Below are 25,607 nucleotides of genomic sequence, written 5' to 3'. Positions count from 1 at the left end.
GCAGTGCAAGAAGATCGAGTACCCGAAGCCCGACGGTGTCCTCTCATTCGACCGGCTCTCCTCGGTGTTCCTCAGCAACACCAACCACGAGGAGAACCAGCCCGCGCACCTCACGCTCAAGGATAACCTCGCGCAGTACGCCGGCCCCGAGAGCCGCTACTGCCCCGCGGGCGTGTACGAGTTCGTCGAGGCCGAGGGCGGAGGGCAACGGCTGCAGATCAACGCGCAGAACTGCGTGCACTGCAAGACCTGCGACATCAAGGACCCCACGCAGAACATCGTATGGGTCACCCCGGAAGGCGGCGGCGGGCCCAACTACGTCGGCACCTGAGGCCCGACGGGAGCGGGACGGCGCGCCGCCCGGCTCCCGCTCGCCGGGTGACTCGGCGGCTTTCATCGGCGTGAAACATCGCTGTGAAGAATCCCCGGCAACGAGGGATTCACCACATGAGCACGCTGCTGATCAAGACCGACCTGGCCCGCCTGGCCCTCGCGCCCGGCATCCGCACGCTGACGCCGCGGGAGCGCACGCTGGTGCTGCTCGCCGACGGACAACGCTCCGCGCACGACCTGCTCGCGCTCGTCGCCGGCGCGACGGCCGACCTGGTCCACAGCCTGGTCGAGCGGGGCTTCCTGGCGGCCGGCGCGGCAGTGAGCGCCCTGTCTCCGCCGGAGACGGCGTCCCCGGCCCCCGCTCCGGCTGCCGCCGGGCCTCTTCCCGCCGAGCCGAGCCCTCGGGAGGCCCCGGCGGCGAGCGCGACGCCCTGGGCCCGCTCCCCGGCCGCCACCAAGCTCTACCTGATCGATCTGGCCGAGCGCACCTTCGCGCGCTCGGACCCGGCTCAGTGGGAGTTCCTGCGCGAGCTGCTGCGCGAGGTGCGCGACGACGAGGGCCTGATGCAGGCCATGGCGCTCGTGACGCAGGCGATCGCCCGCGTCTCCGGGGAGGAGCGCGCGCGGCTGGTCCGCATCGAACTGCTTCGCGCCTGAGCGCTGGCTTGAATCCCCGATTTGCGGGGCCCGGGCGCTGAGCTACACTCCTCGTTCGTCAGGAGAGAGCCCCGTGCGGGGCCGCCGAAGGCGCAGAGGCATTCCCTCGAACGCTCAGGCAAAAGGACTGGCGAACGCGCCGGACAACCGGAGCGATCCTCACTGGAGAGAGGCCGTACCCGATGCGGCCCACCGAAGGGGCAAGCGGGACAGGGCTTCAGGGCCTCCTGCCAATCTCTCAGGTAAAGCGGACAGCGAGGGCAGACCCACCGTCGAGGTGGGGTTCCGTCACATGCCCTCGAAAGTCCTGTCATGACCCAGGCCTCCTCCGCCGCCCCGCTGCTGACCACCCCGCTGCACGCGCTGCACCTCGAGCTCGGTGCCCGCATGGTGCCCTTCGGCGGCTACGACATGCCGGTGCAGTACCGCGAGGGCATCCTCGCCGAGCACCGACACACCCGTACGGCCGCCGGCCTCTTCGACGTCTCGCACATGGGCCAGCTGCGCCTGGTCGGCGACGAGGCCGCCGCGGCACTGGAAACCCTGGTGCCGATGGACGTGATCGGCCTGCCCGTGCTCAAGCAGCGCTACGCGCTCTTCACCAACGAGCAGGGCGGCATCCTCGACGACCTGATGATCTGCCGCCGCCCCGATGATCTGTTCGTCGTCGTGAACGCCGCGTGCAAGGCGCAGGACACCGCCTACCTGCAGGAAAAGATCGGCGCGCGCTGCCGCGTCGAGCCGCTGCCCGAGCGCGCCCTGCTCGCGCTGCAGGGGCCGCAGGCCGTCACCGCGCTCGCGCGCCTGGCGCCTTCGGTTTCCGATCTGAAATTCATGACCGGCGCCTTCGTCACGCTCGACGGCGCCGACTGCTTCGTCACCCGCTCGGGCTACACCGGCGAGGACGGCTTCGAGATCTCGGTTCCTGCGGACCGGGCCGAGGCGCTCGCCCGCGCGCTGCTCGCGCAGCCCGAGGTGAAGCCGATCGGCCTGGGCGCGCGCGACACGCTGCGCCTGGAAGCCGGGCTGTGCCTCTACGGCCACGACATCGACACCGCCACCACGCCGGTCGAGGCGGGCCTGACCTGGGCGATCCAGAAAGTCCGCCGGCCGGGCGGCGAGCGCGCCGGAGGCTATTCGGGCGCCGAGATCATCGGCCGGCAGCTGACCGAGGGCGCGGCCCGCAAGCGCGTGGGCCTCGTCGGCCGCGAGCGTACGCCGGTGCGCGAGGGCGCGACGATCGTCGCCGCGGACGGCCGCGAGCTCGGCCGCGTCACCAGCGGCTCGCTCGGCCCCACGGTCGGCCAGCCGGTCGCGATGGCCTACGTGCCGACCGAACACGCCGCTCCCGGCACCGAGCTGTTCGCGCTGGTGCGCGACAAGCGCGTGCCGATGACGGTGACGGGCATGCCCTTTGCGCCGCAACGCTACGTGCGCTGAGTCGCCCGCCCCGTTTTCCCTTTTCATTTCCCTAACAAAGGAACCGCGATGAGCGTCAAGTACACCGAAGACCACGAATGGGTCAACCTCGCCGACGACGGCATTGCCACCGTCGGCATCACTCAGCACGCGCAGGACGCGCTGGGCGACGTGGTGTTCGTCGAGCTGCCCGAGGTCGGCAAGAGCTTCGCGCAGAAGGACGTGGCCGGCGTGGTCGAGTCGGTGAAAGCCGCGGCCGACGTGTACGCGCCGCTCGACGGCGAGATCGTCGAGGTCAACGAGGCGCTGCGCGACGACCCGTCGCTGGCGAACTCCGACCCGCTCGGCGCGGGCTGGTTCTTCAAGGTGCGCCTGGCCCAGCCGGCGCAGTTCGACGCGCTGCTCGACGCGACCGCCTACGACGCGCTGGTCCAGAACGCCTGAGTCCCCTCCTCCGGGAGGCCGCCCGCGCGCGGCTTCCCCGCCCCGCCTGATCCGGATCGACCCCATGTCCACCGCCCTGCCCTCGCTGGCCTCCCTGGAAAACCCCGCCGAATTCGTCGCCCGCCACATCGGCATCGAGCCCTTCGAGGAGGAGCGCATGCTCGGCGTGATCGGCGCCGCGAGCCGCCGTGCGCTGATCGACGCGATCGTGCCCGGCTCGATCGCCCGCGCGCAGCCGATGGCGCTGCCGCCCGCCATCACCGAGGGGCAGGCGCTGGCCGAGCTGAAGGCCATCGCGCAGCGCAACCGCGTGATGAAGAGCTTCATCGGCCAGGGCTACTACGGCACCTGGACGCCGGCCGTCATCCTGCGCAACGTGCTCGAGAACCCGGCCTGGTACACCGCCTACACGCCCTACCAGGCCGAGATCTCGCAGGGCCGCATGGAGGCGCTGGTCAATTTCCAGACCATGGTCTGCGACTTGACGGGCATGGCGATCGCCAACGCCTCGATGCTGGACGAGGCCACCGCCGCGGCCGAGGCGATGACGCTGGCCAAGCGCATGGGCAAGAGCAAGAGTACGCGCTTCGTCGTCGCGCACGACGTGCTGCCGCAGACGCTCGAAGTCATCCGCACTCGCGCCGAGCCGCTGGACCTGACGGTCGATCAGGTGCATGCCAACGAGGTCGCCGCGCAGGACGCCTTCGCGGTGCTGTTCCAGTATCCGGGCGTCAACGGCCAGGTTCGTGATCTGAAGCCGCTGATCGACGCGGTGCATGCGCGCGGGGGCCTCGCCATCGTCGCGGCCGACCTGCTGGCGCTGACCGTGCTGAAGCCGCCCGGCGAGCAGGGCGCGGACATCGTCGTCGGCAACACGCAGCGCTTCGGCATGCCGATGGGCAACGGCGGCCCGCACGCGGCCTACATGGCAACCAAGGACGAGTTCAAGCGCTCGCTGCCCGGCCGCCTCGTCGGCGTGAGCATCGACGCGCAGGGCGCGCCGGCCTACCGCCTGGCGCTGCAGACGCGCGAGCAGCACATCCGCCGCGAGAAGGCCACCTCCAACATCTGCACCGCGCAGGTGCTGCCGGCAGTGGTCGCGAGCATGTACGCGGTCTACCACGGTCCCCAGGGCCTGGAGCGCATCGGCCTGCGCGTCGCGAGCTACGCGGCGATCCTCGCGCGCGGCCTGCAGTCGCTCGGCCGCACCGTGATCCACACCACCTTCTTCGACACCGTGCAGGTGAAGGCCGACGGCGACCGCGACGCGCTGCTGCAGGCGGCACGCGACGCCGGCATGAACCTGCGTGCGGCCAGCGACGACAGTATCTCGATCTCGCTGGACGAGACCACCTCGCGCGCCGACCTGGAGGCGCTGTGGGGCGTGTTCGCGGGCGGACGCGCACTGCCCTCGGTCGCCGGGCTGGAAGCCGGTCTGGAGCTCGCGATCCCCGCGTCGCTGCGCCGCGAGAGCGCCTACCTGACGCATCCGGTCTTCAACACCCACCACAGCGAGACCGAGATGCTGCGCTACCTGCGCAGCCTCTCCGACAAGGACCTCGCGCTCGACCGCACGATGATTCCGCTCGGCTCGTGCACGATGAAGCTCAACGCGACCAGCGAGATGATCCCGATCACCTGGCCGGAGTTCGCGCACATCCACCCCTTCGCGCCGCGCGAGCAGCTCGCCGGCTACGACCTGCTCGACGCGCAGCTGCGCGAGTGGCTGTGCCAGGCCACCGGCTACGCCGGCATCAGCCTGCAGCCCAACGCCGGCTCGCAGGGCGAGTACGCCGGCCTGCTGGTCATCAAGGCCTGGCACGAGGCGCGCGGCCAAGGGCACCGCAACATCTGCCTGATCCCGGAGTCGGCGCACGGCACCAACCCGGCCACCGCGCAGATGGTGGGCATGCAGGTGGTGGTCACGAAGTGCGACCGCGAGGGCAACGTCGATCTCGCCGACCTCGCCGCGAAGTGCGAGCAGCACAGCGACAGGCTCGCCGCGGTGATGATCACCTACCCGTCCACCCACGGCGTGTTCGAGACGCAGGTGAAGGAGCTGTGCGAGCTGGTGCACCGCCACGGCGGGCGCGTCTACGTCGACGGCGCGAACATGAACGCGCTGGTCGGCGTCGCGGCTCCCGGGGAGTTCGGCGGCGACGTCTCGCACCTGAACCTGCACAAGACCTTCTGCATCCCGCACGGCGGCGGCGGCCCGGGCGTCGGCCCGGTGTGCGTGGTTGCGGACCTGGTGCCCTTCCTGCCCGCGCATCGCAGCGCGGGCATCGGCAGCGAGTCGCAGGTGGGCGCCGTGTCCGCCGCGCCGCTGGGCAACGCCGCGGTGCTGCCGATCAGCTGGATGTACATGCGCATGATGGGCGCGGACGGCCTGCGCGCCGCCACCGAGACCGCCATCCTGAGCGCGAACTACGTCGCCGCGCGGCTGGCCGGGCACTACCCGGTGCTCTACAGCGGCCACATCGAGGGATTGAAAGGCGGCGGCGTCGCGCACGAGTGCATCCTCGACCTGCGCCCCTTGAAGGACGCCACCGGCATCAGCGCCGAGGACGTCGCCAAGCGCCTGATCGACTACGGCTTCCACGCGCCGACGCTGAGCTTCCCCGTCCCGGGCACGCTGATGGTGGAGCCCACCGAGAGCGAGAGCCTCACCGAGCTCGACCGCTTCTGCGACGCGATGATCGCGATCCGCGAGGAGATCGCCAAGGTCGAGGCGGGCACCTGGCCGCGCGAGGACAACCCGCTGAAGAACGCGCCGCACACCGCGATGTGGCTGACCAAGGCCGAGTGGCCGCACGCCTACAGCCGCGAGGAGGCCGCCTACCCGGTGGCTTCGCTCAAGCGCAACAAGTACTGGGTGCCGGTCGGCCGCGTCGACAACGTCTGGGGCGACCGCAACCTCAGCTGTGCCTGCCCGCCGATGTCAGCCTACGAGGAGTGAGACACTGAAGCGACAGGCCCCAGGAAGGAGCACAGCATGAGCCCGGCCCCCGAGATCCGTCAGCATTTCGCCAGCGACAACTACGCCGGCATGTGCCCCGAGGCGCTGCACTGGCTGCTGGAGGCCAACGGCAGCGGCCACGAGCCCGCCTACGGCGACGACCGCTGGACGCAGCGCGCCGCGGACCGGCTGCGCGAGCTGTTCCAGACCGAAGCGGACGTCTACTTCGTCTTCAACGGCACCGCGGCGAACTCGCTGGCACTGGCCGCGATGTGCCAGAGCTACCACTCGGTGATCTGCACGCCGGTCGCGCACATCGAGACCGACGAGTGCGGCGGGCCGGAGTTCTTCTCGAACGGCTCCAAGCTGCTGGTCGCCGAGGGCGTGTCCGAGGCGGCGCGGCTGGGCAAGCTGACGCCCGCGGCGGTCGAGGCGCTCGTCACCCGGCGCCGCGACATCCACTACCCGCGCCCGAAGGTGGTGTCGCTGACGCAGGCCACCGAGCTGGGCACCGTCTACTCGGTCGACGAGGTGCGCGCGATCGCCGCGGTCGCCAAGTCGCACGAACTGAAGGTGCACATGGACGGCGCGCGCTTCGCCAACGCGGTCGCGACGCTCGGCTGCGCGCCGGCCGACATCACCTGGCGCGCCGGCGTGGACGTGCTCTGCTTCGGCGGCACGAAGAACGGCCTGCCGGTCGGCGAGGCGGTGGTGTTCTTCGACCGCACGCTCGCCGCGGACTTCGCCTGGCGCGTCAAGCAGGCGGGGCAACTCGCATCCAAGATGAGGTTCATCTCGGCGCCCTGGGTCGGGCTGCTCGAGGGGGACGTCTGGCTGCGCAACGCGCGGCATGCGAACGCGATGGCGCAGCGGCTGCACGAGGGCCTGAAGGCGCTCGACGGCGTGCAGGTGCTGCATCCGCCGCAGGCCAACGCGGTGTTCGCGCAGATGCCGCAGCCGGTGGTGGAGGCGCTCTACGCGCAGGGCTGGAAGTTCTACCAGTTCATCGCCGGCGGCGGCTGCCGGCTGATGTGCGCCTGGGACACGCGGCCCGAGTCGGTGGACCGCTTCGTCGCGGACGTGAAGACGGCGCTCGGCGGTTGAATCCGCGCGGCCCGTGCCGGCCGCGGGGCGCTTGCAAGGAAGGAGGCGCGCGATGGCGATTTCGGCGTTCGACCTGTTCAAGATCGGCATCGGGCCGTCGAGCTCCCACACTGTGGGGCCGATGCGCGCGGCGCGCCTGTTCGCGCGGCGGCTGCAGCAGGACGGGCTGCTGGGCGCGACCCACCACGTGCTCGCCGAGCTCTACGGCTCGCTCGGCGCCACCGGCCGCGGCCACGGCAGCGACAAGGCCGTGCTGCTCGGGCTCGAGGGCCACGAGCCCGACCGCGTCGACGTGGACCGCATCCCGCAGATGCTCGACGCGATCCGCGGCGCCGCCCGGCTGAGGCTCTGCGGCGAGCACGAGATCGCCTTCGACGAGCGGCGCGACCTGCGCTTCCACCGCCACGAGTCGCTGCCCTTCCACGCCAACGGCATGCGCTTCACCGCCTTCGACGCGCAGGGCGGCGAGCTGCTGCGGCGCGAGTACTACTCGGTCGGCGGCGGCTTCGTCGTCAGCGACCAGGTGGCCGCCGACGGCACGCGCCACAAGCGAATCGCGCCGGACGCGACGGTGCTGCCGCTGCCCTTCCACAGCGCCGCCGAGCTGCTCGCCATCGCGCAGCGCGAGGGCCTGACGATCGCCGGCGTGATGCGCCGCAACGAGCGCCACTGGCGCAGCGACGCCGAGATCGACGCCGGCCTGCTCGCGATCTGGCAGGTGATGCAGGACTGCGTCGCGCGCGGCTGCCGCACCGAGGGGGTGCTGCCCGGCGGCTTCAAGGTGCGCCGCCGCGCCGCCGCCCTCTCCCGCGCGCTCGAGGCCGGCCAGCCCGCCTCGCTGCACGAGGACCCGCTGCAGGTGATGGACTGGGTGAACCTGTGGGCGCTGGCGGTCAACGAGGAGAACGCCGCGGGCGGCCGTGTCGTCACCGCGCCGACCAACGGCGCGGCCGGGATCGTTCCAGCCGTGCTGCACTACTACCGCCGCTTCGTCGCCGGCGCGGACGACGCAGGCGTGGTCGACTTCCTGCTGACGGCGGCCGCGATCGGCATCCTCTACAAGGAGAACGCCTCGATCTCCGGCGCCGAGGTCGGCTGCCAGGGCGAGGTAGGCGTCGCCTGTTCGATGGCCGCAGGCGCCTTGGCCGAGCAGATGGGCGGCACGCCTGCGCAAGTGGAAAACGCCGCCGAGATCGCGATGGAGCACCACCTCGGGCTGACCTGCGACCCGGTGGGCGGGCTGGTGCAGATCCCCTGCATCGAGCGCAACGCGATCGCGTCGGTGAAGGCGATCAACGCCGCGCGGATGGCGCTGCGCGGCGACGGCAGCCATCACGTCAGCCTCGACAAGGTCATCAAGACGATGCGCGAGACTGGCGCCGACATGTCGGCCAAGTACAAGGAGACCGCGCGCGGCGGCCTCGCGGTCAACATCGTCGAGTGCTGAGGCAGGCAGGGCCGGCGACGCGCGGAGAGCGGAGCGCGGAGCCGCCGGGTCCGGCGGCCGCCGGCTTCAGACCGGGCTGCAGTTCGAGGCCGGGTCGACCGCCTTGACGGTCGCGAGCCGCTGCTGCGCGCCCGGCGCGCCGAGCGAGGCCGGCGCCGGGTGGCGGCGCGTCGACGGACCCGCCTTCATCACCTGACCCGGCACCTCGTGCCCGACCAGCGCCGGCAGGCGGCGCGACAGCCCGATCAGCGCCTCCAGGTCGACGCCGGTGTCGTAGCCCATCGCCTCGAACATGTGCACCAGGTCCTCGGTGCAGACGTTGCCGCTCGCGCCCGGCGCGAAGGGACAGCCGCCCAGGCCGCCGAGCGAGGCGTCGAAGCGGTCGATGCCGGCCTCCAGCGCCGCGAGCGCATTGGCCAGGCCCATGCCGCGCGTGTCGTGGAAGTGCGCGGTGAAGTCGATCTGCGGGAAGGCGGCCTTCGCCGCCGCGCACAGCCGCTCGACCTGCGCCGGGTTCGCGACCCCGGTGGTGTCGCACAGCGTCACGCGATCGATGCCCATTGTCGCGAAGCGGCCGAGCAGCTCGAGCACGCGCGCGTCCGCGATGTCGCCGTCGAAGGGGCAGCCGAAGGCGGTCGACAGCGAGGCGTTGACCTGCGCGTGGCCGCGCGCCAGCGCGACGATCTGCTCGAACTGCGCCAGCGACTGCTCGCGGCTCATGCGCAGGTTGGCGAGGTTGTGCGTCTCGCTCGCCGACATCACGAGGTTGATCTCGTCGACGCGGCTGGCGAGCGCGCGCTCGCAGCCGCGCAGGTTCGGCACCAGCGCCGCGTACTCGACGCCGGGGCGGCGCTTGATCTGCGCCAGCACGGCCTCGGCGTCGGCCAGCGCGGGAATCGCCTTCGGCGACGTGAACGAGGTGACCTCGATCTTCGCCAGCCCGCTGCGGCTCAGCCCGTCGATCAGCGCGACCTTGTCCGCCGTCGGCACGAACACCGGCTCGATCTGGAAGCCGTCGCGCACCGCGACATCCTGTATGTAGAGACGCTTGCCCTCGGCTTTTCTCATCGGTGTTCTCCTTCAGGCCACGACGCCGTCGGCGCGCAGCTTCGCGATCTCCTCGTCGCCGAGCCCGATCGAGGCCAGCACGTCGTCGGTGTGCTCGCCGAGCGCCGGGCCGAGCCATTGCGTGCGGCCGGGCGTCGCGCTGAGCTTGGGCACGATCCCCGGCAGGTCGACCGGCAGCCCGTCGGGCAGCCGGTGGTGCTCGATCATGCCGCGCGCGGCGTAGTGCGGATCCTTCACGATGTCGGCGGCGGTGTAGATGCGCCCGGCCGGCACCGCGGCGGCCTCGAGCACGTCGAGCACCTGGTCGAGTTCGTGGCGGCCGGTCCATTCGGAGATCGCCGCGTCGATGCGCTCGTTGTGGCGCACGCGGCCGTCGTTGCGCGCCAGCTCCGGGTCCGATGCCATGTCCTCGCGGCCGATCGCCTGCATCAGCCGCCTGAAGATCGCGTCGCCGTTGCCTGCGATCGCGACGTAGTTGCCGTCGCCGCACAGGTAGGTGTTGGACGGCGAGATGCCGGGCAGGCTCGCGCCGCTGCGCTCGCGCACGAAGCCCTGCGCCGAGTACTCGGGCACCAGGCTCTCCATGATCGCGAACACCGATTCGTAGAGCGCGACGTCGATGTACTGGCCCTGGCCGCCGTGGGCCTTCAGGTGGTGCATCGCCATCAGCGCGCCGATGGTGCCGTAGAGCGAGGCGAGCGTGTCGCCGAGGCTCACGCCGACGCGCACCGGCGGCCGGTCCGGAAAGCCCGAGGTGTAGCGCAGCCCGCCCATGCACTCGGCGATCGCGGCGAAGCCGGGGCGTTCGCGGTAGGGGCCGCTCTGGCCGTAGCCCGAGACGCGCACCATGATCAGCTTCGGGTTCGCGGCGCTCAGCTGCTCCCAGCCGATGCCCCATTTCTCGAGCGTGCCGGGCCGGAAGTTCTCGATCACGATGTCGACCTCGCCGGCGAGGCGGCGCACGATGTCGCGCGCGGCCTCGGTGCGCAGGTCCAGCGCCAGCGACTTCTTGTTGCGGCTCTGCGAGTACCACCACAGCGAGGTGCCCTCGTGCAGCCGGCGCCACTTGCGCAGCGGGTCGCCGTCGCCCGGCGGCTCGATCTTGATCACCTCGGCGCCGAACTGCGCCAGCAGCGAGGCAGCGTAGGGCCCGGCGATCAGCGAGCCCAGCTCCAGCACCCGCACCCCGGCCAGCGGCGCGGGCGCCGCGTTCTTCTCTTGTTCCTTGTCGCTCATGCTCTTCTCCTCCTCGAGGCCGCCGTCGGGCGGCGCCCGCAGCCTAGCAGGCGCAGCCCGCGGCTCGGCCACGCAGCCGGAGCCGGCCTCAGTCGGCGGTGATGTTGCGGCTCTTGATCAGCTTGCCCCAGTAGTCGGTCTCGCGCTGCACCAGCTGGGCCAGCGCGTCGGGGCCGAGGTAGCGCGGCTCGACGCCGAGCGCGGCGGCGCGCTGCTTCGTCTCCGGCAGCTCCAGCGCCTTCTTCACCTGCTCGGACAGTTGCGCGACCACCGCCGGGGGCGTGCCGGCCGGCGCGAACAGCCCGACCCAGGCCTCGAGCTCGAAGCCCGGCAGGCCCGCCTCGGCGGTGGTCGGCACGTTGGGCATCATCGGGTGGCGCGTCTTGCTCGTGACCGCGTAGGCCTTGAGCTTGCCGGTCTGCACGTGGCCCATCACTGACGGGGGCGTGGTCATGAACACCTGCACTTGGCCGGCGAGCACGTCCTGGATCGCGGCGCCCGAGCCCTTGTACGGGACATGGACCATGTTGGTGCCGGTGGTCTGCTCGAACAGCGCGGTGCCGACGTGCGACAGCGAGCCGTTGCCCTGCGAGGCGTAGTTGAGCTTGCCGGGGTTGGACTTCAGGTGGGCGATGAAGCCCTTGAGGTCGTTGGGCGGCACCGAGGGGTGCGCGGTGATGACGTTGGTCGCGGCGGCGACCAGCGCCACCGGCACGAAGTCCTTCTGCTCCCAGGGCAGCTTGCCGAACATCGACGGGTTGCCGACGTGGTAGGCCGAGTACGAGGCCAGCAGCGTGTAGCCGTCCTTCGGCGCGCGCGCCACGCCCTGGTAGGCGATGTTGCCGCTCGCGCCGGGCTTGTTCTCGACCACCACCGCCTGGCCGATCAGCTTGGCGAGCGGGTCGCTGACCAGTCGCGCGGAGCCGTCGACCACGCCACCCGGCGGGTTGGGCACCACGATGGTGATCGGCTTGGTCGGAAAGCCCTGGGCGAGCGCGGTGGAGGAGGCGATCGCGAGCAGCGAGAGGCAGGCAAGGCGGCGGGTCGGCATGGTTTGTCTCCTGGGGTGTCGGTATAAGTGGGGAACCGCTAACGTCGATTCTCCGCGGCCGTGCCCGCGCCTGGCTCTGTTTGTCATTGACTCATCCTCAATGCCCCGTTGAGGATCGACGGTCCGTCCGGTCGCGGATCCCGGTCGGCTTCGAAGCGGTGCCGGATTTCCCAGAGCCGGACGGACGTCGGGCTGCAGCAGGGGCGCAGGTCCTCTGCCCTTGCCGGCGCGCCGCGGGCCCGACGCCTTGCAACAGGCCGGCGCCCTGGCACCTTCTTGAGGGAAAACGGAGGATCTAGGGTTAACCCTAGGCTACGATGCTGCATCGCAACATCGACGCGCCTCCAGCGTCCCCGGAAGGTCTCCCATGAGCAAGCACAGCTTCAAACTCGGATCGGCGCTCGCCTATGCGTTCCGCCTCACGCTGGCTTCGGTCGCCCTGGCCGGGGGCGTGCAGGCGCAGGAACCGGGGCCGCACCCGGCGCTGCTGAGCTCGCGTACCCCGACCGGCATCGACCCCTCGACCTTCATCGTCGGCCATCCGGCACGAGGCAGTGCCGGCAGCGCGCCCGTCAAGGGCCGGCACCCGGCGCTGGCTGCGCATGCCGCGCCGCGCGCCGGGATCGACCCGAATGCCTTCCTGGTGCAGCCGCCGGCGACGACCCGCTGGAGCGCGGCCCCGCAGCCGGCCGCGGTGCAGGTCGCGCAGCCCGCGGGCCACTGAAGAAGACCGCCCCGCCCGGCCGCGCCCTCAGCCCCGCGGGTGATGCCGGGCGTGCAGCTGCCGCAGCCGCTCGCGCGCGACGTGGGTATAGATCTGCGTCGTCGAGATGTCCGCATGGCCGAGCAGCATCTGCACCGCGCGCAGGTCCGCGCCATGGTTCAGCAGGTGCGTCGCGAAGGCGTGGCGCAGCGTGTGCGGCGACAGCGGCGCGGTGATGCCGGCGAGCAGCGCGTACTTCTTCACCAGGGTCCAGAACATCTGCCGCGTCATCGCGTCGCCGCGCACCGTGACGAACAGCGCCTGCGAGCGCCGCGCGCCGAGGATCTCGCCGCGCGCGTGCGCGAGGTAGCGGCGCAGCCAGCCGTGCGCCTCCTCGCCGAAGGGCAGCATGCGCTCCTTGCTGCCCTTGCCGGTGACGCGCAGCGCGCCCTCGTCGAGCCCGACGTGCACGGACTCGAGCGTGACGAGCTCGCTCACGCGCAGCCCGCTCGCATACATCAGCTCGAGCATCGTGCGGTCGCGCAGGCCGAGCGGCGTGTCCGTGTCCGGCGCCGCGAGCAGTTGCTCGACCTGGCCCTCGCTGAGCGTGCCCGGCACGCGCGGCGGCTGGCGCGCGGTGGCGAGGCGCAGCGTCGGGTCGGCGGCGATGCGCTTCTCGCGCACCGCCCAGCGGAAATAGCGCCGGAACACCGCGAGGCGCCGGTTCGCGCTGCTGGCCTTGCTGTCCTCGTGGCGCGCGAGGCTGTAGCCGAGCAGGTCGTCCTCGCTGCTCGCGTCGAGCGCCTTGCCGCGCTCGGCGCCCAGCCAGGTCGCGTAGAGCGTCAGGTCGCGGCGGTAGGCGGCCAGCGTGTTGGCCGCCAGCCCCTCCTCGATCCACAGCGCGTCGAGAAAGGTGTCGATGGCGGTCTGGCTGGGCGGTACTGCGGAATTCATGGCAAAGGAAAAGGCCGCAGCCGGAGTCGGCTGCGGCCCGGATTGTGACGGCCTCGCGCCGCCGGCGTGGCGGGGCTCAGTCGAGCTTGAGCTTCTGCTGCTCGACCACGCGCTTGTAGACCTCGAACTCGGCCGCGGTCTGCGCGGCGAACTGCTCGGGCGTGTTGCCGACGATGATCGAGCCGGTGCCCTCGATGCGCTGGCGCACGTCGGGCAGCTCGAGCGTCTTCTTCACCGCGGCATGGACCTTGTCGACCACCTCGCGCGGCAGGCCCTTGGGGCCGTGGATGCCGTAGTAGGCGGTGCGGTTCACCGGCTCGAGCCCGACCTCCTTGAAGGTCGGCACGTTCGGCAGCGCGGCAAGCCGCTCGGGCGCGGCGACGACGATCGGGATCAGCCGCCCGTCGCGGATGAAGGGCAGCGCCGACGGCAGGTTGTCGAACATGATCGGCACCTGCCCGGCCACCGTGTCGTTGAGCGCGGGGCCCGCGCCGCGGTAGGGGATGTGCGTGACGAAGACGCCCGTCAGGCTCTTGTAGAGCTCCATCTGCAGGTGGCCGATGCCGCCGGTGCCCGAGCTCGCGTACGAGAACTTGCCGGGGCTCTTCTTCAGCAGCTCGACGAAGCTCTTGTAGTCCTTCGCCGGGAAGGAGGGGTGCACGACGATCACGTTGGGCGTCGCGGCGATGTTGGTGATCGACGTGAAGTCGGTGAGCGGGTTGTAGGGCGTCTTCGGGTTGATCGCGGGGTTCGACGCGGTGGTCGACACGGTCGCGACGCCGAGCGTGTAGCCGTCGGGCGCGGCGCGCGCGATCTCGGCCGCGCCGATCAGCCCGCCGCCGCCGGCCTTGTTCTCGACCACCATCGTCTGGCCCAGCGCCGGCGCGATCCTGTCGGCGATCACGCGGGCGATGATGTCCGTGGTGCCGCCGGGCGCGAAGGGCACCACCAGCCGCACCGGCTTGGCGGGATAGGCGGCCTGGGCCTGGGCCTGGGCGGCGCCGGCGAGCGCCAGCGCAGCCGGCGCGATCAGCGCGGCGATCAGGGTTCTGCGATGCATGGCTTCTCCTTCTTGATGTGCCGAGGGGCGATGATGTCAGGCAGGTGCGCCGCATCCTAGCGCGCAAGCCCGCCTTGTGCCCGGTGGGGAACCTGTTGCAGCACCGGGCATGCCCGGGCGACGACCGGCGGGAATGCCCGCGCGCTGGCACACTCGCGCCTCCCCCCGCCCGCCCCTGCCGATGTCCGACGCCCGCCTGCTGCTGCCCGATTTCCTGCTGATCGTCCTCGGCTTCGTGCTGTGCCGCTACACGGCGCTCAACCGCAGCGTGTGGGACGGCGCCGAGCGGCTCGTCTACTACCTGCTGTTCCCGGTGCTGCTGTTCACGTCGGTGCTGCGCAGCCCGCTCGACTTCGGCAGCACCGCGCCGCTGGCGCTGTCGGGGCTCGCGGTGGTCGCAGCGGGCATCGTGCTGAGCCTGTCGCTGGCGCGGCTGCCGGGGGTGGACGCGCGCATGCACGCCTCCGGCGCGCAGGTCGCGTTCCGCTTCAACTCCTACGTGGCGCTCGCGCTCGCCGACAAGCTCGCCGGCGCGGCCGGCGTGACCTGGACCGCGATGCTGGTGGCGGTGTGCGTGCCGCTGTGCAACTTCGGCGCGGTCTGGTCGCTCGCGCGCCACGGCGGCCACGGCTTCTGGCGCGAGATCGCGCGCAACCCGCTCATCATCAGCACGCTCGGCGGCCTCGCGGCCAACCTGCTCGGGCTGAGGCTCGAGGACCCGGTCGGCCCGGCGCTCAACCGCATCGGCCAGGCGGCGCTGCCGCTCGGGCTGATGGCGGTGGGCGCCGGGCTGCAGCTCGGCGGCCTGCGCGAGTCGCCCGGGCTCGCGTCGGCGCTGCTCGGCATCCGCCACGCGGTGCTGCCGCTGCTCGCGCTCGGCCTGGTGATGCTGCTGGGGCTGCCGCCCGCGCAGCAGGCGATCGTGGTCGCCTTCGCGTCGATGCCGACCGCGTCGAGCTGCTACGTGCTCGCCGCGCGCATGGGCGGCAACGGCCCCTATGTCGCAGGCCTCGTGACGGTCTCGACGCTGCTCGGCATGGCCTCGATCCCGCTGTGGCTCGCGGCGCTGCGCGCGCTGTGACGGGGCTTCAGGCCGCGGCGGGCAGCGCGCGCCGCTGCGCCAGCGCCCACTCGATGTGCTCGCGCACGAGCGGGGATGCCTGCGGCAGCCGCTCGCGCAGTGCCGCCTCGATCGCCCGGGCGGTCTCCGCCTCGAGCGGCGCACGCAGCGCGTTGCCCATCGCGACCGCGAGATTGCGCTGCCAGCGCGCGTGGCCGATGCGCCGGATCGGGCTGCCCTCGGTGTGGCGCAGGAACTCGGCCTCGCTCCAGGCCCAGAGTTGCAAGAGCGTCGGCGCGGCGAAGGGCCCGCGCACGTCGAAGTCCGGCAGCGCGCTGCGCCGGGCGTGGCGGTTCCATGGGCACACCAGCTGGCAGTCGTCGCAGCCGTAGATGCGGTTGCCGATCGACGCGCGCAGATCCATCGGGATCGGGCCGTCGTGCTCGATCGTCAGGTAGGAGATGCAGCGGCGCGCGTCGAGCCGGTGCGGCGCGACGATCGCGCCGGTGGGGCAGGCGTCGAGGCAGGCGCTGCACGAGCCGCAGTGCGCGCTCGTCGGCTCCGTGGGTTCGAGCGCCAGGTCGACGTAGATCTCGCCGAGGAAGAAGGTCGAGCCGGCGTCGCGCGACAGCAGCAGGGTGTGCTTGCCGCGCCAGCCCAGGCCGCTGCGGCTCGCGAGCTCGGCCTCGAGCACCGGCGCCGAGTCGGTGAAGACGCGGTGGCCGAAGGGCCCGATCGCCTCCGCAATGCGATCGGCGAGCTTCTGCAGCCGCTGGCGCAGCACCTTGTGGTAGTCCCGGCCGCGCGCGTAGATCGATACCTGGGCCTGCGCGGGCTGGGCCAGCCGCGCGAACTCGACCGCCCGCCAGTCGGGCGGCGTGTCGCGCGGCAGGTAGTCCATGCGCACGGTGATCACGCTCGCGGTGCCCGGCACGAGCTCGGCCGGTCGCGCCCGCTTGAGGCCGTGCGCGGCCATGTAGTCCATGCCGCCGTGGAAGCCCGCGGCCAGCCACGCGAGCAGGCCCGGCTCGGCACTCGACAAGTCGATGCCGGCGACCCCGATCTGTGAGAATCCGAGCTCTTTCGACCCGGCGCGCAACGCGCGCCACAATGCGTCCACCTCCACGGTGCGACTTCCCGCTTGATGCATCCACCGATTCTAGAAACCCGCCGGCTCGACTGGCCGGACGAGGCCGCATGCGAGTCCTTCGCGCAGGGTCTTGCGCAGCGCGGCGAGCTGCGCGACGCCTGCATCGAGCTGCACGGTCCGCTCGGCGCCGGCAAGACCACCTTCGTGCGCCACCTGCTGCGCGCGCTCGGCGCCACCGGCCGCATCAAGAGCCCCACCTACGCGGTGATGGAACCCTACGATCTGCCCGGCCTGAAGGCCTGGCACTTCGACTTCTACCGCTTCGGCGACCCCCGCGAATGGGAGGACGCGGGATTCCGCGACGTGTTCGCGAGCCCCGGGCTGAAACTGTGCGAATGGCCCGAGAAAGCCGCAGGCCTGATGCCACTGCCGGATGTGAAAATGGTACTTTCGCCCACATCCCAAGGTCTCCGGCACGTGAAACTCGAAGCACTGACCCCCACTGGCGTGGCGCTGATCGGCTCGCTCGACGCGGGCTCCGGCGCCCGATGAGCGCCCCGGCCGTCCACCTGCCGCGCCGCCGCCTGCTCAAGGGCGGCGGCATCCTGGTGCTGCTGCTCTCCGCCCCGATGCTCGCGCACGGCGCCAGCATCCTCGCGGTGCGCGTCTGGCCCGCGCAGGACTACACCCGCATCACGCTCGAGAGCGACATGCCGCTCGCGGCGCGCCATTTCATGACCACCGGCCCGGAGCGGCTCGTGATCGACATCGAGGGGCTGGAGCTGACCCCCACGCTGCGCGATCTCGTCGGCAAGGTGCGGCCGGACGACCCCTACCTCGGCGGCGTGCGCGTCGGCCAGAACCAGCCGCGCGTGGTGCGCCTGGTGCTGGACCTGAAGCAGCCGACGCGGCCGCAGGTCTTCACGCTGCAGCCGGTGGCGGCCTACAGCCACCGCATGGTGTTCGACCTCCACCCGGTCGTGGCCCCCGATCCGCTGCTGGCCCTGATCCGCGACCGGGAGCAGTCGGAGCAGCAGGCCGCGCAGGCGATGAACGACGCGCTCGGCGACTTCATCGGCAACATGGACCGGCGCCCCCCGGCGCGCCGCGGCTCGCCGCAGCCGCCGGTGGCACGGGCCGACGAGCCGCCGCCGCTCGCGCCCGGCGACACCGACCGGCTGATCGTCGTCGCGCTCGACCCCGGCCACGGCGGCGAGGACCCCGGCGCGATCGGACCCAACGGGCTGCGCGAGAAGGACGTGGTGCTGTCCATCGCGCGCCAGCTGCGCGACCGCATCAACGCGCAGCCGGGCATGCGCGCGATGATGACGCGCGACGCGGACTTCTTCGTGCCACTGGGCCAGCGCGTCGAGAAGGCGCGCCGCGTGCAGGCCGACCTGTTCATCTCGATCCACGCCGACGCCTTCACGCGCCCCGAGGCGCGCGGCGCCTCGGTGTTCGTGCTGTCCGAGCGCGGCGCCACCAGCACCGCGGCGCGCTGGCTGGCCGACAAGGAGAACGCGGCCGACGTCGTCGGCGGCGTCAACGTGAAGGTGCAGGACGCCACGCTGCTGCGCACGATGCTCGACATGAGCACCACCGCGCAGATCAACCAGAGCCTGCGGCTCGGCAGCGAGATGCTGCAGCACATCGGCCAGGTCGGGCGGCTGCACAAGCCGCGCGTCGAGCAGGCCGGCTTCGCGGTGCTGAAGGCGCCGGACATCCCCTCGATCCTGGTCGAGACGGCCTTCATCTCCAACCCCGAGGAGGAGGCGCTGCTCGCCGACCGGGGCTACCAGCGCCAGCTCGTCGACGCGCTCTTCGCCGGCGTGATGCGCTACTTCGCGAAGAACCCGCCGATGCCGCGCAACCGCACCACCTGAGCGGGCGCTCCGCCCGGCCGGCCTTCCCAGGCCGCCGGGCGCGCCTCGCCGCCTTCAGCGCGAGCCGGCGGCGAGCTGCTCGGAGCGCTCGGCCGCGCGGCGCGACTTCCACGCGCCGAAGATCGCGATCAGGCCCGGCACGATGATCAGCGCCCAGATGATCTTGCTCAGGTGCTGCTGCACGAAGGGCAGGTTGCCGAACAGGTAGCCGGCCAGCGTCAGGCCCACCACCCACAGCAGCGCGCCGCCGACGTTGTAGGCGGTAAATTTCGCGCGGTCCATCTCCGCGACGCCCGCGACGAAGGGCGCGAAGGTGCGGATGAAGGGCATGAAGCGCGCGATCACGATCGTGACCCCGCCGTGGCGCTCGTAGAAGGCGTGCGCCTGGTCGAAGGCCTGCTTGTTGAAGAAGCGCGACTGCTCCCAGCGGAACACCTTCGGGCCGAAGTAGCGCCCGATCGTGTAGTTCGTCTGGTCGCCCAGCACCGCCGCCACCACCAGCAGCCCCATCGCCAGCGGCAGGCTCATCAGCCCGGCGCCGCACAGCGTGCCCACCACGAACAGCAGCGAGTCGCCCGGCAGGAAGGGCATCACGACCAGCCCCGTCTCGACGAAGACGATCGCGAACAGCAGCGCGTAGACCCAGGTGCCGTAGGCCTGCACGAACTCGGCGAGGTACCGGTCCACGTGCAGGATGAAGTCGATCAGGAAGAGAAGAGCGTCCATGGGACGCGATTATCGACGGCGCGGCGCCCGCTTCCCCCGACGCAGGCAGGGGCCTGCCGCCCGCGATCCGGGGGCTCCTACAATCGTCCGATGAACGCCGTGCTGTCCGACGCGCCCCGCCGCCCCATCCGCGAACTCCCCGACGAACTCATCAGCCAGATCGCCGCCGGCGAGGTGGTCGAGCGCCCCGCCTCGGTGGTGCGCGAACTGGTGGACAACGCGCTCGACGCGGGCGCCACCGAGGTCGCCGTCAAGCTGATGGCCGGCGGCGTGCGCTCGATCGTCGTCGAGGACAACGGCGGCGGCATCCCGCAGGCCGAGCTGCCGCTGGCGCTCAAGCGCCACGCCACCAGCAAGATCGCGTCGCTCGCCGAGCTGGAGCACGTCGGCACGATGGGCTTTCGCGGCGAAGCGCTGGCGGCGATCGGCTCGGTGGCCGAGATGAGCCTGCTCAGCCGAACCGCCGATGCGCCGCACGCCTGGCGGCTCGACGCGCGCTCGGGCGAGCTCGGCCCGGCCGCGCGCGCCACCGGCACCAGCGTCGAGGTGCGCGAGCTGTTCTTCAGCACGCCGGCGCGGCGCAAGTTCCTGAAGACCGACGCGACCGAGCTCGCGCACTGCCTCGACGCGGTGCGCCGCCATGCGCTCGCGCGCCCGGACGTCGCCTTCTCGGTCTGGCACGAGGGCAAGCTCGTCGCGCAGTGGCGCCGCGCCGCGGCCGAGCAGCGCATCCGCGACGTGCTCGGCGACGAGTTCATCGAGCACAGCCGCGCGGTGCAGGCGCAGATCGGCCCGATGCGCGTCCACGGCCGCGCCGGCCTGCCCGACGCGGCGCGCGCGCGCGCCGACATGCAGTACTGCTACGTCAACGGCCGCTTCGTGCGCGACAAGCTGCTCGCGCACGGCGCGCGCTCGGCCTACGAGGACGTGCTGCACGGCGCGCGCCAGCCGAGCTACGTGCTGTTCGTCGAGATTGCGCCCGAGCGCGTCGACGTCAACGTGCACCCGACCAAGATCGAGGTGCGCTTCCGCGACTCGCGCGAGGTGCACCAGGCGGTGCGCCACGCGGTCGAGGACGCGCTCGCCGCGTCGCGCTCGGCGACCGGCGCCGCCGAGGCGCCCGCGCAGGAAAGCCTCGCGATGCCGGCCCCGGCTGCCGCGCCCGCCGTCCGCCCGCCGCTGCCGCAGTGGCCGCCGCGGCCGCAGGTGCAGGGCGCGCTCGGGCTGCGCCAGGCCGAGGCGCTCTATGCGCAGGAAGGCGCGCCGCGCTGGACGCTGCCCGCCGCGGGCAGCGCCGCCGCCGGCGCGGGAACGCGGCCGGGCGCGCCCGGGCCGGCCCCTGCCGCCGGGGCCGCGGATTCGCCCGGAGCGGCCGGCGAAGCCGCCGGGACGCCGCGCCAGGACGCTACCCCGGCGCTGCCCGCCGGCGAGGAGTGGCCGCTCGGCCGGGCGATCGGCCAGATCGGCGGCATCTACATCCTGGCCGAGAACGCCCGCGGGCTGGTGGTGGTGGACATGCACGCGGCGCACGAGCGCATCGTCTACGAGCAACTGAAGGCCTCGCTCGGCGCGCAGCGCATCGAGGCACAGCCGCTGCTGATCCCCGCCACCTTCGCCGCAACGCCCCAGGAGGTCGCGACCGCCGAGGCGCAGGCCGAGGCGCTGCTCGCGCTCGGGCTCGAGCTCACGCCGCTGTCGCCGACGACGCTCGCGATCCGCTCGCGGCCCGCGGCGCTCGCCGGCGCCGACATGGTCGAGCTCGCGCGCGGCGTGCTTGCGGAACTGGCGCAGTACGACGCGAGCAACGTCGTCGAGCGCGCGCAGCACGAGCTGCTCGCGACCATGGCCTGCCATGGCGCGGTGCGCGCCAACCGCCGCCTGACGCTCGACGAGATGAACGCGCTGCTGCGCGACATGGAGCGCACCGAGCGCGCCGACCAGTGCAACCACGGGCGGCCCACCTGGCGACAGCTCACGGTCAAGGAGCTCGACGCGCTCTTCATGCGCGGGCGTTGACCGCAAGCGCGGCGAAGTTCGCGCAGGAATCGGCAGAGGTGGACGCTGTTACCGGCAGATGCGTGAACTTTCCGCCCGGGACGCGATCATTGCCGTCCATGAGGATCTCCTTCCCGGGCCACTGGCGCATCGTCGGCCTGCTTACCCTGTGCGGCGCGCTGGCCGGCGGCTGCAACGCGCTCGACACCCAGCAGCGCCGCTGGATCTTCCAGCCGGCGCACGAGACGCCCTGGGCCGGCCCGCGGGCGGTCGAGGACATGCAGGACCAGTGGATCGAGTTCCGCTCGCGCGTGACGGGGCTCGACACTCGGCTGCATGCGCTGTGGCACCCCTCGGAGCACGCCGAAGCACCGGTGCTGCTCTACCTGCATGGCGCGCGCTGGGACGTGACCGGCAGCGCCTCGCGCATCCGCCGCATGCAGTCGCTGGGCTTTCACGTGCTGGCGGTCGACTACCGCGGCTTCGGCCGCAGCGGGGACGAGCTGCCCTCGCAAGCCACCGCGCTGGAGGACGCGCGGGCCGCGTGGGACTGGATCGCGCAGAGGCACCCCCAGCGCCCGCGCTACATCTTCGGCCACTCGCTCGGCGGGGCGATCGCGGTGCACCTCGCGGCCGACGTGCCGGACGCCGCGGGCCTGATCGTCGAGAACAGCTTCCCGTCGATCCGCGAGGTGGTCTCGACCTTCCGCTGGGGCTGGCTGCCGCTCGGGCCGCTGATCAGCCAGCGCTTCGAGGCGGCGCGCGCGATGGAGCGCGTGCGCGCCCCGGTGCTGGTGGCGCACGGCAGCGAGGACCGGCTGATCCCGCCCGAGCTCGGCCAGGCCCTCTACGAGCGCGCCTCCGCGCCCAAGCGCTGGCTGCTGGTCGAGGGCGGCACGCACCACAACACCAACTCGCTCGGGCTCGAGCAGTACCGCGAGGCGATCGGCACGCTGTTCGGTCCCCTGCCGGGTCCGGCCCCCACGGCGGCGGCGGCCGACGGAGCCTGAGGAGACGGAAAAGCCGCGCGAGCCTCGTGCGCACGCAAGGGGTTCGCGCCACGGCCCTCGGGCTCATGGTCCAATGCCGGCCTGATCAGAGCAGGTTCAATGAGCACCCGACCCAAGATTTCGCTGCCCGCCGCGAAGGCCGGCAGCGCCGCAAGCAAGAAGGCCCGCCCGCCGGTGCGCGGCTTCGGCAACGCGCCGCGCGACCGCCGTCCCCGCCCGCCCGCCCCGGAGGCCGCACCGGACGAGACGCCCGCCGCGCAGCGCGGCACGCACCGCGACGACCCCGGCGCAGCTCGCGGGCGCGAGCGCCCCCCGGCGCGCGATGCGCGCCACGCCCCGCCGGGCGGTCCCGGCAAGGCGCCCAAGGGCGCACGCCCGGCTCCCGCCCGCGACGACCGTCGCGCCCCGGCACGCCGGGACGAGGCCCGGCCCTTCCAGCGCGACGATCGCCGCCCCCCGGGGCCGGATCGGCATCCGCCCTTCCGTGCCGACGACCGCCGCGGTCCGCCCGCTGGTGCGGGCCGTGACGACCGTCGCGCTCCGGCGCGCCGGGACGAGGCCCGTCCCTTCCAGCGCGACGATCGCCGTCCCCCGGGGCCGGACCGGCATCCGCCCTTCCGTGCCGATGACCGCCGTGGTCCGCCCACTGGTGCGGGCCGTGACGACCGTCGCGCTCCGGCGCGCCGGGACGAGGCCCGTCCCTTCCAGCGCGACGATCGCCGTCCCCAGGGGGCGGACCGGCATCCGCCCTTCCGTGCCGATGATCGGCGCGGACCGCCGCGGAGCGAGGACCGGCGCGGCCCCCGCCCCGATCCCCGCGGCACGTTCCGGGACGACCCGCGCCGCACGCCGCGCGAGGACGAGCGCCGTCCGCGCCATGCCGACGAGCACCGTCGTCCCGATCCCCGCGCCCAGCGGGCAGGCCCGGCGGAACGCGCCCTCCAGCGTCTTGCGCACGGAGCGAGCCGCGACGAGCGCAACCGTCCTGAGGCGCACCGGGAGCAGCCGGGCGGGATGCCTGAGCGCGCGCCGCGCCGCTTCGGCCCCGACGCGCCGCCGCTGGCCGGGCAGGACGCGCCCGCTGCGCCGCCGACCGAAGGCGTGCGCCTGTCCAAGCGCATGAGCGAGCTCGGCCTCGCCTCGCGCCGCGAGGCCGACGAGTGGATCGAGCAGGGCTGGGTGCTGGTCGACGGCGAGATCGTCAGCGAGCTCGGCACCCGCGTGCGCCCCGAGCAGCAGATCACGATCGACCCGCAGGCGCGCCAGCAGCAGGCGCAGCGCGTCACGATCCTGATCAACAAGCCGATCGGCTACGTCAGCGGCCAGGCCGAGGACGGCTACGAGCCGGCCGTGGTGCTCGTGAAGCGCGAGAACCAGTGGAGCGGCGACCGCAGCCGGCTGAAGCTCGCGCCCGGCCACCTGCGCCACCTCGCGCCGGCCGGCCGGCTCGACATCGACTCCACCGGGCTGCTCGTGCTGACGCAGGACGGCCGCGTCGCGCGCCAGCTGATCGGCGACGACAGCGAGATCGAGAAGGAGTACCTCGTGCGCGTGCGCTGGGCCGACCCGGGCCGCGCGCAGGAGCTGCCGCTGTCGCAGACCTTCCCGGCCGAGCAGATGGAGCTGCTGCGCCACGGCCTGTCGCTCGACGGCGTGCCGCTGCGACCGGCGCGCGTGTCGTGGCAGAACGAGGAGCAGATGCGCTTCGTGCTGCGCGAGGGCAGGAAGCGCCAGATCCGGCGCATGTGCGAGCAGGTCGGGCTGGAGGTGGTCGGCCTGAAGCGCATCCGCATGGGCCGCGTCGTGCTCGGCGACCTGCCGGCCGGGCAGTGGCGCTTCCTGCGCGCCGACGAGCGCTTCTGAGCGCCGCGCAGCGTCCGTCCCCCGTGCCGGGATGGCTCCCGGCGCGGCCCGGCGCGGCGACCCTGCGGCGCCGCGCTCCGGGGCGGGCACCCTCCCCCGTCCCCGACATCGCCGAGTCCCCATGAGCGAAGAGATCTGCGAGCTGGGCGCTGCCGAGATGGCGCGCGAGATCCGCGCCGGCCGCCTGTCGGTGCGCGAGACGATGCAGGCGCACCTCGCGCGCATCGAGCGCGTCAACCCGCGGCTCAACGCGATCGTCACGCTGCATGCCGAGCAGGCGCTCGCCGCCGCTGCGGCGGCCGACGAGGCGCAGGCGCGCGGCGCAGCACTCGGGCCGCTGCACGGCCTGCCCGTCGCGCACAAGGACCTGCTGGCGACGAAGGGCATGCGCACCACCTTCGGCTCGCGCATCCATGCGCGCCACGTGCCGGCACGCAGCGCGCTCGCGGTCGAGCGCCAGCAGCAGGCCGGCGCGATCAGCGTCGGCAAGACCAACACGCCCGAGTTCGGCGCCGGCTCGCAGACCTTCAACGAGGTGTTCGGCGCGACGCGCAACCCCTACGACCCGACGAAGACCTGCGGCGGCTCGAGCGGCGGCTCGGCCGTCGCGCTCGCCGCCGGCATGGTGGCGCTCGCCGACGGCACCGACATGGGCGGCTCGCTGCGCTGCCCGGCCAACTTCTGCAACGTCGTCGGGTTGCGGCCCTCGGTCGGCCGCGTGCCGCAGGTGCCGGCGGTCGATGCCTGGGACAGCCTGTCGGTGACCGGGCCGATGGCGCGCAGCGTGGAGGACCTGGCGCTGCTCCTGTCTGTGATGGCGGGGCCCGACGCGCGCGACCCGCTGTCGATCGCGGAGGACGGCGCGCGCTTTCGCGTGCCGCTCGCGCGCGACTTCCGCGGGGTGCGCATCGCCTGGAGCCCGGACTTCGGCGGCCTGCCGGTGGATCGGCGCGTCGTGCGGGCGATCGAGGCGCAGCGCGCAGTGTTCGAGTCGCTCGGCTGCGAGCTCGACGACGCCTGCCCCGACTTCCGCGACGCGCACGAGGTGTTCATGGCGTTGCGCGCCCATGCCTTCGAGTGCGGGCTCGGCCCGCTGATGGACCGCCATCCCGGCATGCTGAAGGACACCATCGTGTGGAACATCGAGCAGGGCCGGCGCATGAGCGCGGCGCAGCTGGCGCAGGCGCAGCGGCTGCGCAGCGCGCTGTTCCAGCGCCTGCACCGCTTCATGCAGCGCCACGACTTCGTCGTGCTGCCGGTGAACCAGGTGCTGCCCTTCCCCGTCGAGCAGCCCTGGGTGAGCGAGATCGAGGGCGTCGCGATGGAGAGCTACATCGACTGGATGCGCTCGTGCTACCTGGTGAGCGCGACGACGCATCCGGCGATCTCGGTGCCCTGCGCCTTCAGCGACGAGGGCCTGCCGATCGGGCTGCAGATCGTGGGCCGCCACCGGGGCGAGTTCGAGCTGCTGCAGCTCGCGCACGCCTTCGAGCAGGCGACGGGGATCGGGCGCAGGCGCCCGCCGCCGTAGCGGGCGCCGGCCCG

At 72.5% G+C, this 25,607-nt stretch carries 22 protein-coding genes and 2 riboswitches; of the genes, 15 read left to right on the top strand and 7 right to left on the bottom strand.

What is annotated here, in order from left to right:
- From D3A59_RS09720 to D3A59_RS09690, 7 genes are all read left to right on the top strand, one after another.
- Window positions 1–331: 4Fe-4S dicluster domain-containing protein (locus tag D3A59_RS09720; RefSeq protein ID WP_170162332.1), on the top strand; the 331-nt coding region annotated here is incomplete at its 5' end.
- 116 nt (window positions 332–447) lie between these two features.
- Entirely contained in the window at window positions 448–990 is a 543-nt protein-coding gene (locus D3A59_RS09715; protein WP_119154717.1) for a hypothetical protein, read from the top strand.
- A 49-nt stretch (window positions 991–1,039) separates the two neighbouring features.
- A riboswitch (glycine riboswitch) is annotated at window positions 1,040–1,130 on the top strand.
- A gap of 12 nt (window positions 1,131–1,142) precedes the next feature.
- A riboswitch (glycine riboswitch) is annotated at window positions 1,143–1,255 on the top strand.
- A 47-nt stretch (window positions 1,256–1,302) separates the two neighbouring features.
- Window positions 1,303–2,430, top strand: a complete 1,128-nt coding sequence (gene gcvT / locus D3A59_RS09710) for a glycine cleavage system aminomethyltransferase GcvT (protein WP_119154716.1) — start codon at window positions 1,303–1,305, stop codon at window positions 2,428–2,430.
- 48 nt (window positions 2,431–2,478) lie between these two features.
- Window positions 2,479–2,853, top strand: coding sequence for a glycine cleavage system protein GcvH (gcvH, locus tag D3A59_RS09705; RefSeq protein WP_119154715.1), 375 nt, complete (start codon window positions 2,479–2,481; stop codon window positions 2,851–2,853).
- A gap of 64 nt (window positions 2,854–2,917) precedes the next feature.
- Window positions 2,918–5,812: an aminomethyl-transferring glycine dehydrogenase gene (gene gcvP / locus D3A59_RS09700; protein WP_119154714.1), complete on the top strand. Its 2,895-nt coding sequence runs from the start codon at window positions 2,918–2,920 to the stop codon at window positions 5,810–5,812.
- A 36-nt stretch (window positions 5,813–5,848) separates the two neighbouring features.
- Window positions 5,849–6,916 carry a threonine aldolase family protein gene (locus D3A59_RS09695; protein WP_119154713.1) on the top strand — a complete coding sequence of 356 codons (1,068 nt, stop codon included), beginning with the start codon at window positions 5,849–5,851 and terminating at the stop codon, window positions 6,914–6,916.
- Between the two features lie 52 nt (window positions 6,917–6,968).
- Window positions 6,969–8,363 (top strand): L-serine ammonia-lyase, encoded by a 1,395-nt coding sequence (locus D3A59_RS09690; RefSeq protein WP_119154712.1) that lies wholly within the window; start codon window positions 6,969–6,971, stop codon window positions 8,361–8,363.
- 66 nt (window positions 8,364–8,429) lie between these two features.
- Here the strand turns inward: D3A59_RS09690 and D3A59_RS09685 are convergent, their stop codons facing one another.
- The 3 genes from D3A59_RS09685 to D3A59_RS09675 form a co-directional block, all read right to left on the bottom strand.
- Window positions 8,430–9,431 (bottom strand): hydroxymethylglutaryl-CoA lyase, encoded by a 1,002-nt coding sequence (locus D3A59_RS09685; RefSeq protein WP_119154711.1) that lies wholly within the window; start codon window positions 9,429–9,431, stop codon window positions 8,430–8,432.
- A 12-nt stretch (window positions 9,432–9,443) separates the two neighbouring features.
- Complete coding sequence (locus tag D3A59_RS09680) at window positions 9,444–10,667, bottom strand: CaiB/BaiF CoA transferase family protein (RefSeq protein ID WP_119154710.1); 1,224 nt, start codon at window positions 10,665–10,667, stop codon at window positions 9,444–9,446.
- An 88-nt stretch (window positions 10,668–10,755) separates the two neighbouring features.
- Complete coding sequence (locus tag D3A59_RS09675) at window positions 10,756–11,718, bottom strand: Bug family tripartite tricarboxylate transporter substrate binding protein (RefSeq protein WP_119154709.1); 963 nt, start codon at window positions 11,716–11,718, stop codon at window positions 10,756–10,758.
- Window positions 11,719–12,085: 367 nt separating this feature from the next.
- Here D3A59_RS09675 and D3A59_RS09670 point away from each other — a divergent pair, with 367 nt between their 5' ends.
- Entirely contained in the window at window positions 12,086–12,442 is a 357-nt protein-coding gene (locus D3A59_RS09670; RefSeq protein WP_119154708.1) for a hypothetical protein, read from the top strand.
- Window positions 12,443–12,469: 27 nt separating this feature from the next.
- On the opposite strand, the gene xerD is transcribed toward D3A59_RS09670, so the two are convergent.
- Complete coding sequence (gene xerD / locus D3A59_RS09665; protein ID WP_119154707.1) at window positions 12,470–13,375, bottom strand: site-specific tyrosine recombinase XerD; 906 nt, start codon at window positions 13,373–13,375, stop codon at window positions 12,470–12,472.
- A 76-nt stretch (window positions 13,376–13,451) separates the two neighbouring features.
- On the bottom strand, window positions 13,452–14,435 hold the full coding sequence (locus D3A59_RS09660; protein WP_119154706.1) for a tripartite tricarboxylate transporter substrate binding protein BugE: 984 nt from the start codon (window positions 14,433–14,435) through the stop codon (window positions 13,452–13,454).
- A 181-nt stretch (window positions 14,436–14,616) separates the two neighbouring features.
- On the opposite strand from D3A59_RS09660, the gene D3A59_RS09655 reads away from it, so the two are divergent.
- A complete protein-coding gene (locus D3A59_RS09655; RefSeq protein ID WP_119154705.1) occupies window positions 14,617–15,516 on the top strand; it encodes an AEC family transporter in 900 nt (299 codons plus the stop codon).
- A gap of 7 nt (window positions 15,517–15,523) precedes the next feature.
- On the opposite strand, the gene queG is transcribed toward D3A59_RS09655, so the two are convergent.
- Window positions 15,524–16,645, bottom strand: coding sequence for a tRNA epoxyqueuosine(34) reductase QueG (gene queG, locus D3A59_RS09650; RefSeq protein WP_119154704.1), 1,122 nt, complete (start codon window positions 16,643–16,645; stop codon window positions 15,524–15,526).
- Here queG and tsaE point away from each other — a divergent pair.
- Together tsaE and D3A59_RS09640 are read left to right on the top strand one after the other, a co-directional pair.
- Window positions 16,640–17,137 carry a tRNA (adenosine(37)-N6)-threonylcarbamoyltransferase complex ATPase subunit type 1 TsaE gene (gene tsaE / locus D3A59_RS09645; RefSeq protein ID WP_119154703.1) on the top strand — a complete coding sequence of 166 codons (498 nt, stop codon included), beginning with the start codon at window positions 16,640–16,642 and terminating at the stop codon, window positions 17,135–17,137. The genes queG and tsaE overlap by 6 nt on opposite strands.
- Window positions 17,134–18,468 carry an N-acetylmuramoyl-L-alanine amidase gene (locus D3A59_RS09640; RefSeq protein WP_119154702.1) on the top strand — a complete coding sequence of 445 codons (1,335 nt, stop codon included), beginning with the start codon at window positions 17,134–17,136 and terminating at the stop codon, window positions 18,466–18,468. Before tsaE ends, D3A59_RS09640 begins: the two co-directional genes overlap by 4 nt.
- Window positions 18,469–18,522: 54 nt before the next feature.
- Here D3A59_RS09640 and D3A59_RS09635 read toward each other — a convergent pair whose 3' ends face one another.
- Complete coding sequence (locus tag D3A59_RS09635) at window positions 18,523–19,194, bottom strand: DedA family protein (protein ID WP_119154701.1); 672 nt, start codon at window positions 19,192–19,194, stop codon at window positions 18,523–18,525.
- 90 nt (window positions 19,195–19,284) lie between these two features.
- Between D3A59_RS09635 and mutL the strand changes: the two genes are divergently transcribed.
- The 4 genes from mutL to D3A59_RS09615 all read left to right on the top strand — a co-directional run bounded on the left by mutL (window position 19,285) and on the right by D3A59_RS09615 (window position 25,593).
- On the top strand, window positions 19,285–21,210 hold the full coding sequence (mutL, locus tag D3A59_RS09630) for a DNA mismatch repair endonuclease MutL (RefSeq protein ID WP_119154700.1): 1,926 nt from the start codon (window positions 19,285–19,287) through the stop codon (window positions 21,208–21,210).
- Window positions 21,211–21,308: 98 nt separating this feature from the next.
- A complete protein-coding gene (locus D3A59_RS09625) occupies window positions 21,309–22,199 on the top strand; it encodes an alpha/beta hydrolase (RefSeq protein WP_119154699.1) in 891 nt (296 codons plus the stop codon).
- A 99-nt stretch (window positions 22,200–22,298) separates the two neighbouring features.
- The gene (locus tag D3A59_RS26855; RefSeq protein ID WP_205665157.1) at window positions 22,299–24,062 is read left to right on the top strand and encodes a pseudouridine synthase; all 1,764 of its coding nucleotides are present in this window, start codon (window positions 22,299–22,301) and stop codon (window positions 24,060–24,062) included.
- Between the two features lie 121 nt (window positions 24,063–24,183).
- Window positions 24,184–25,593, top strand: a complete 1,410-nt coding sequence (locus D3A59_RS09615) for an amidase (RefSeq protein ID WP_119154698.1) — start codon at window positions 24,184–24,186, stop codon at window positions 25,591–25,593.
- Window positions 25,594–25,607: the final 14 nt, after the last annotated feature.

The sequence above is a fragment of the Caldimonas tepidiphila genome (genome assembly GCF_003569765.1).
In the GTDB taxonomy this organism is placed as follows: domain Bacteria; phylum Pseudomonadota; class Gammaproteobacteria; order Burkholderiales; family Burkholderiaceae_C; genus Caldimonas; species Caldimonas tepidiphila.
The sequence above is the reverse complement of the archived record's forward strand: the minus strand, read 5'-3'. Positions and strand labels throughout refer to the sequence as shown.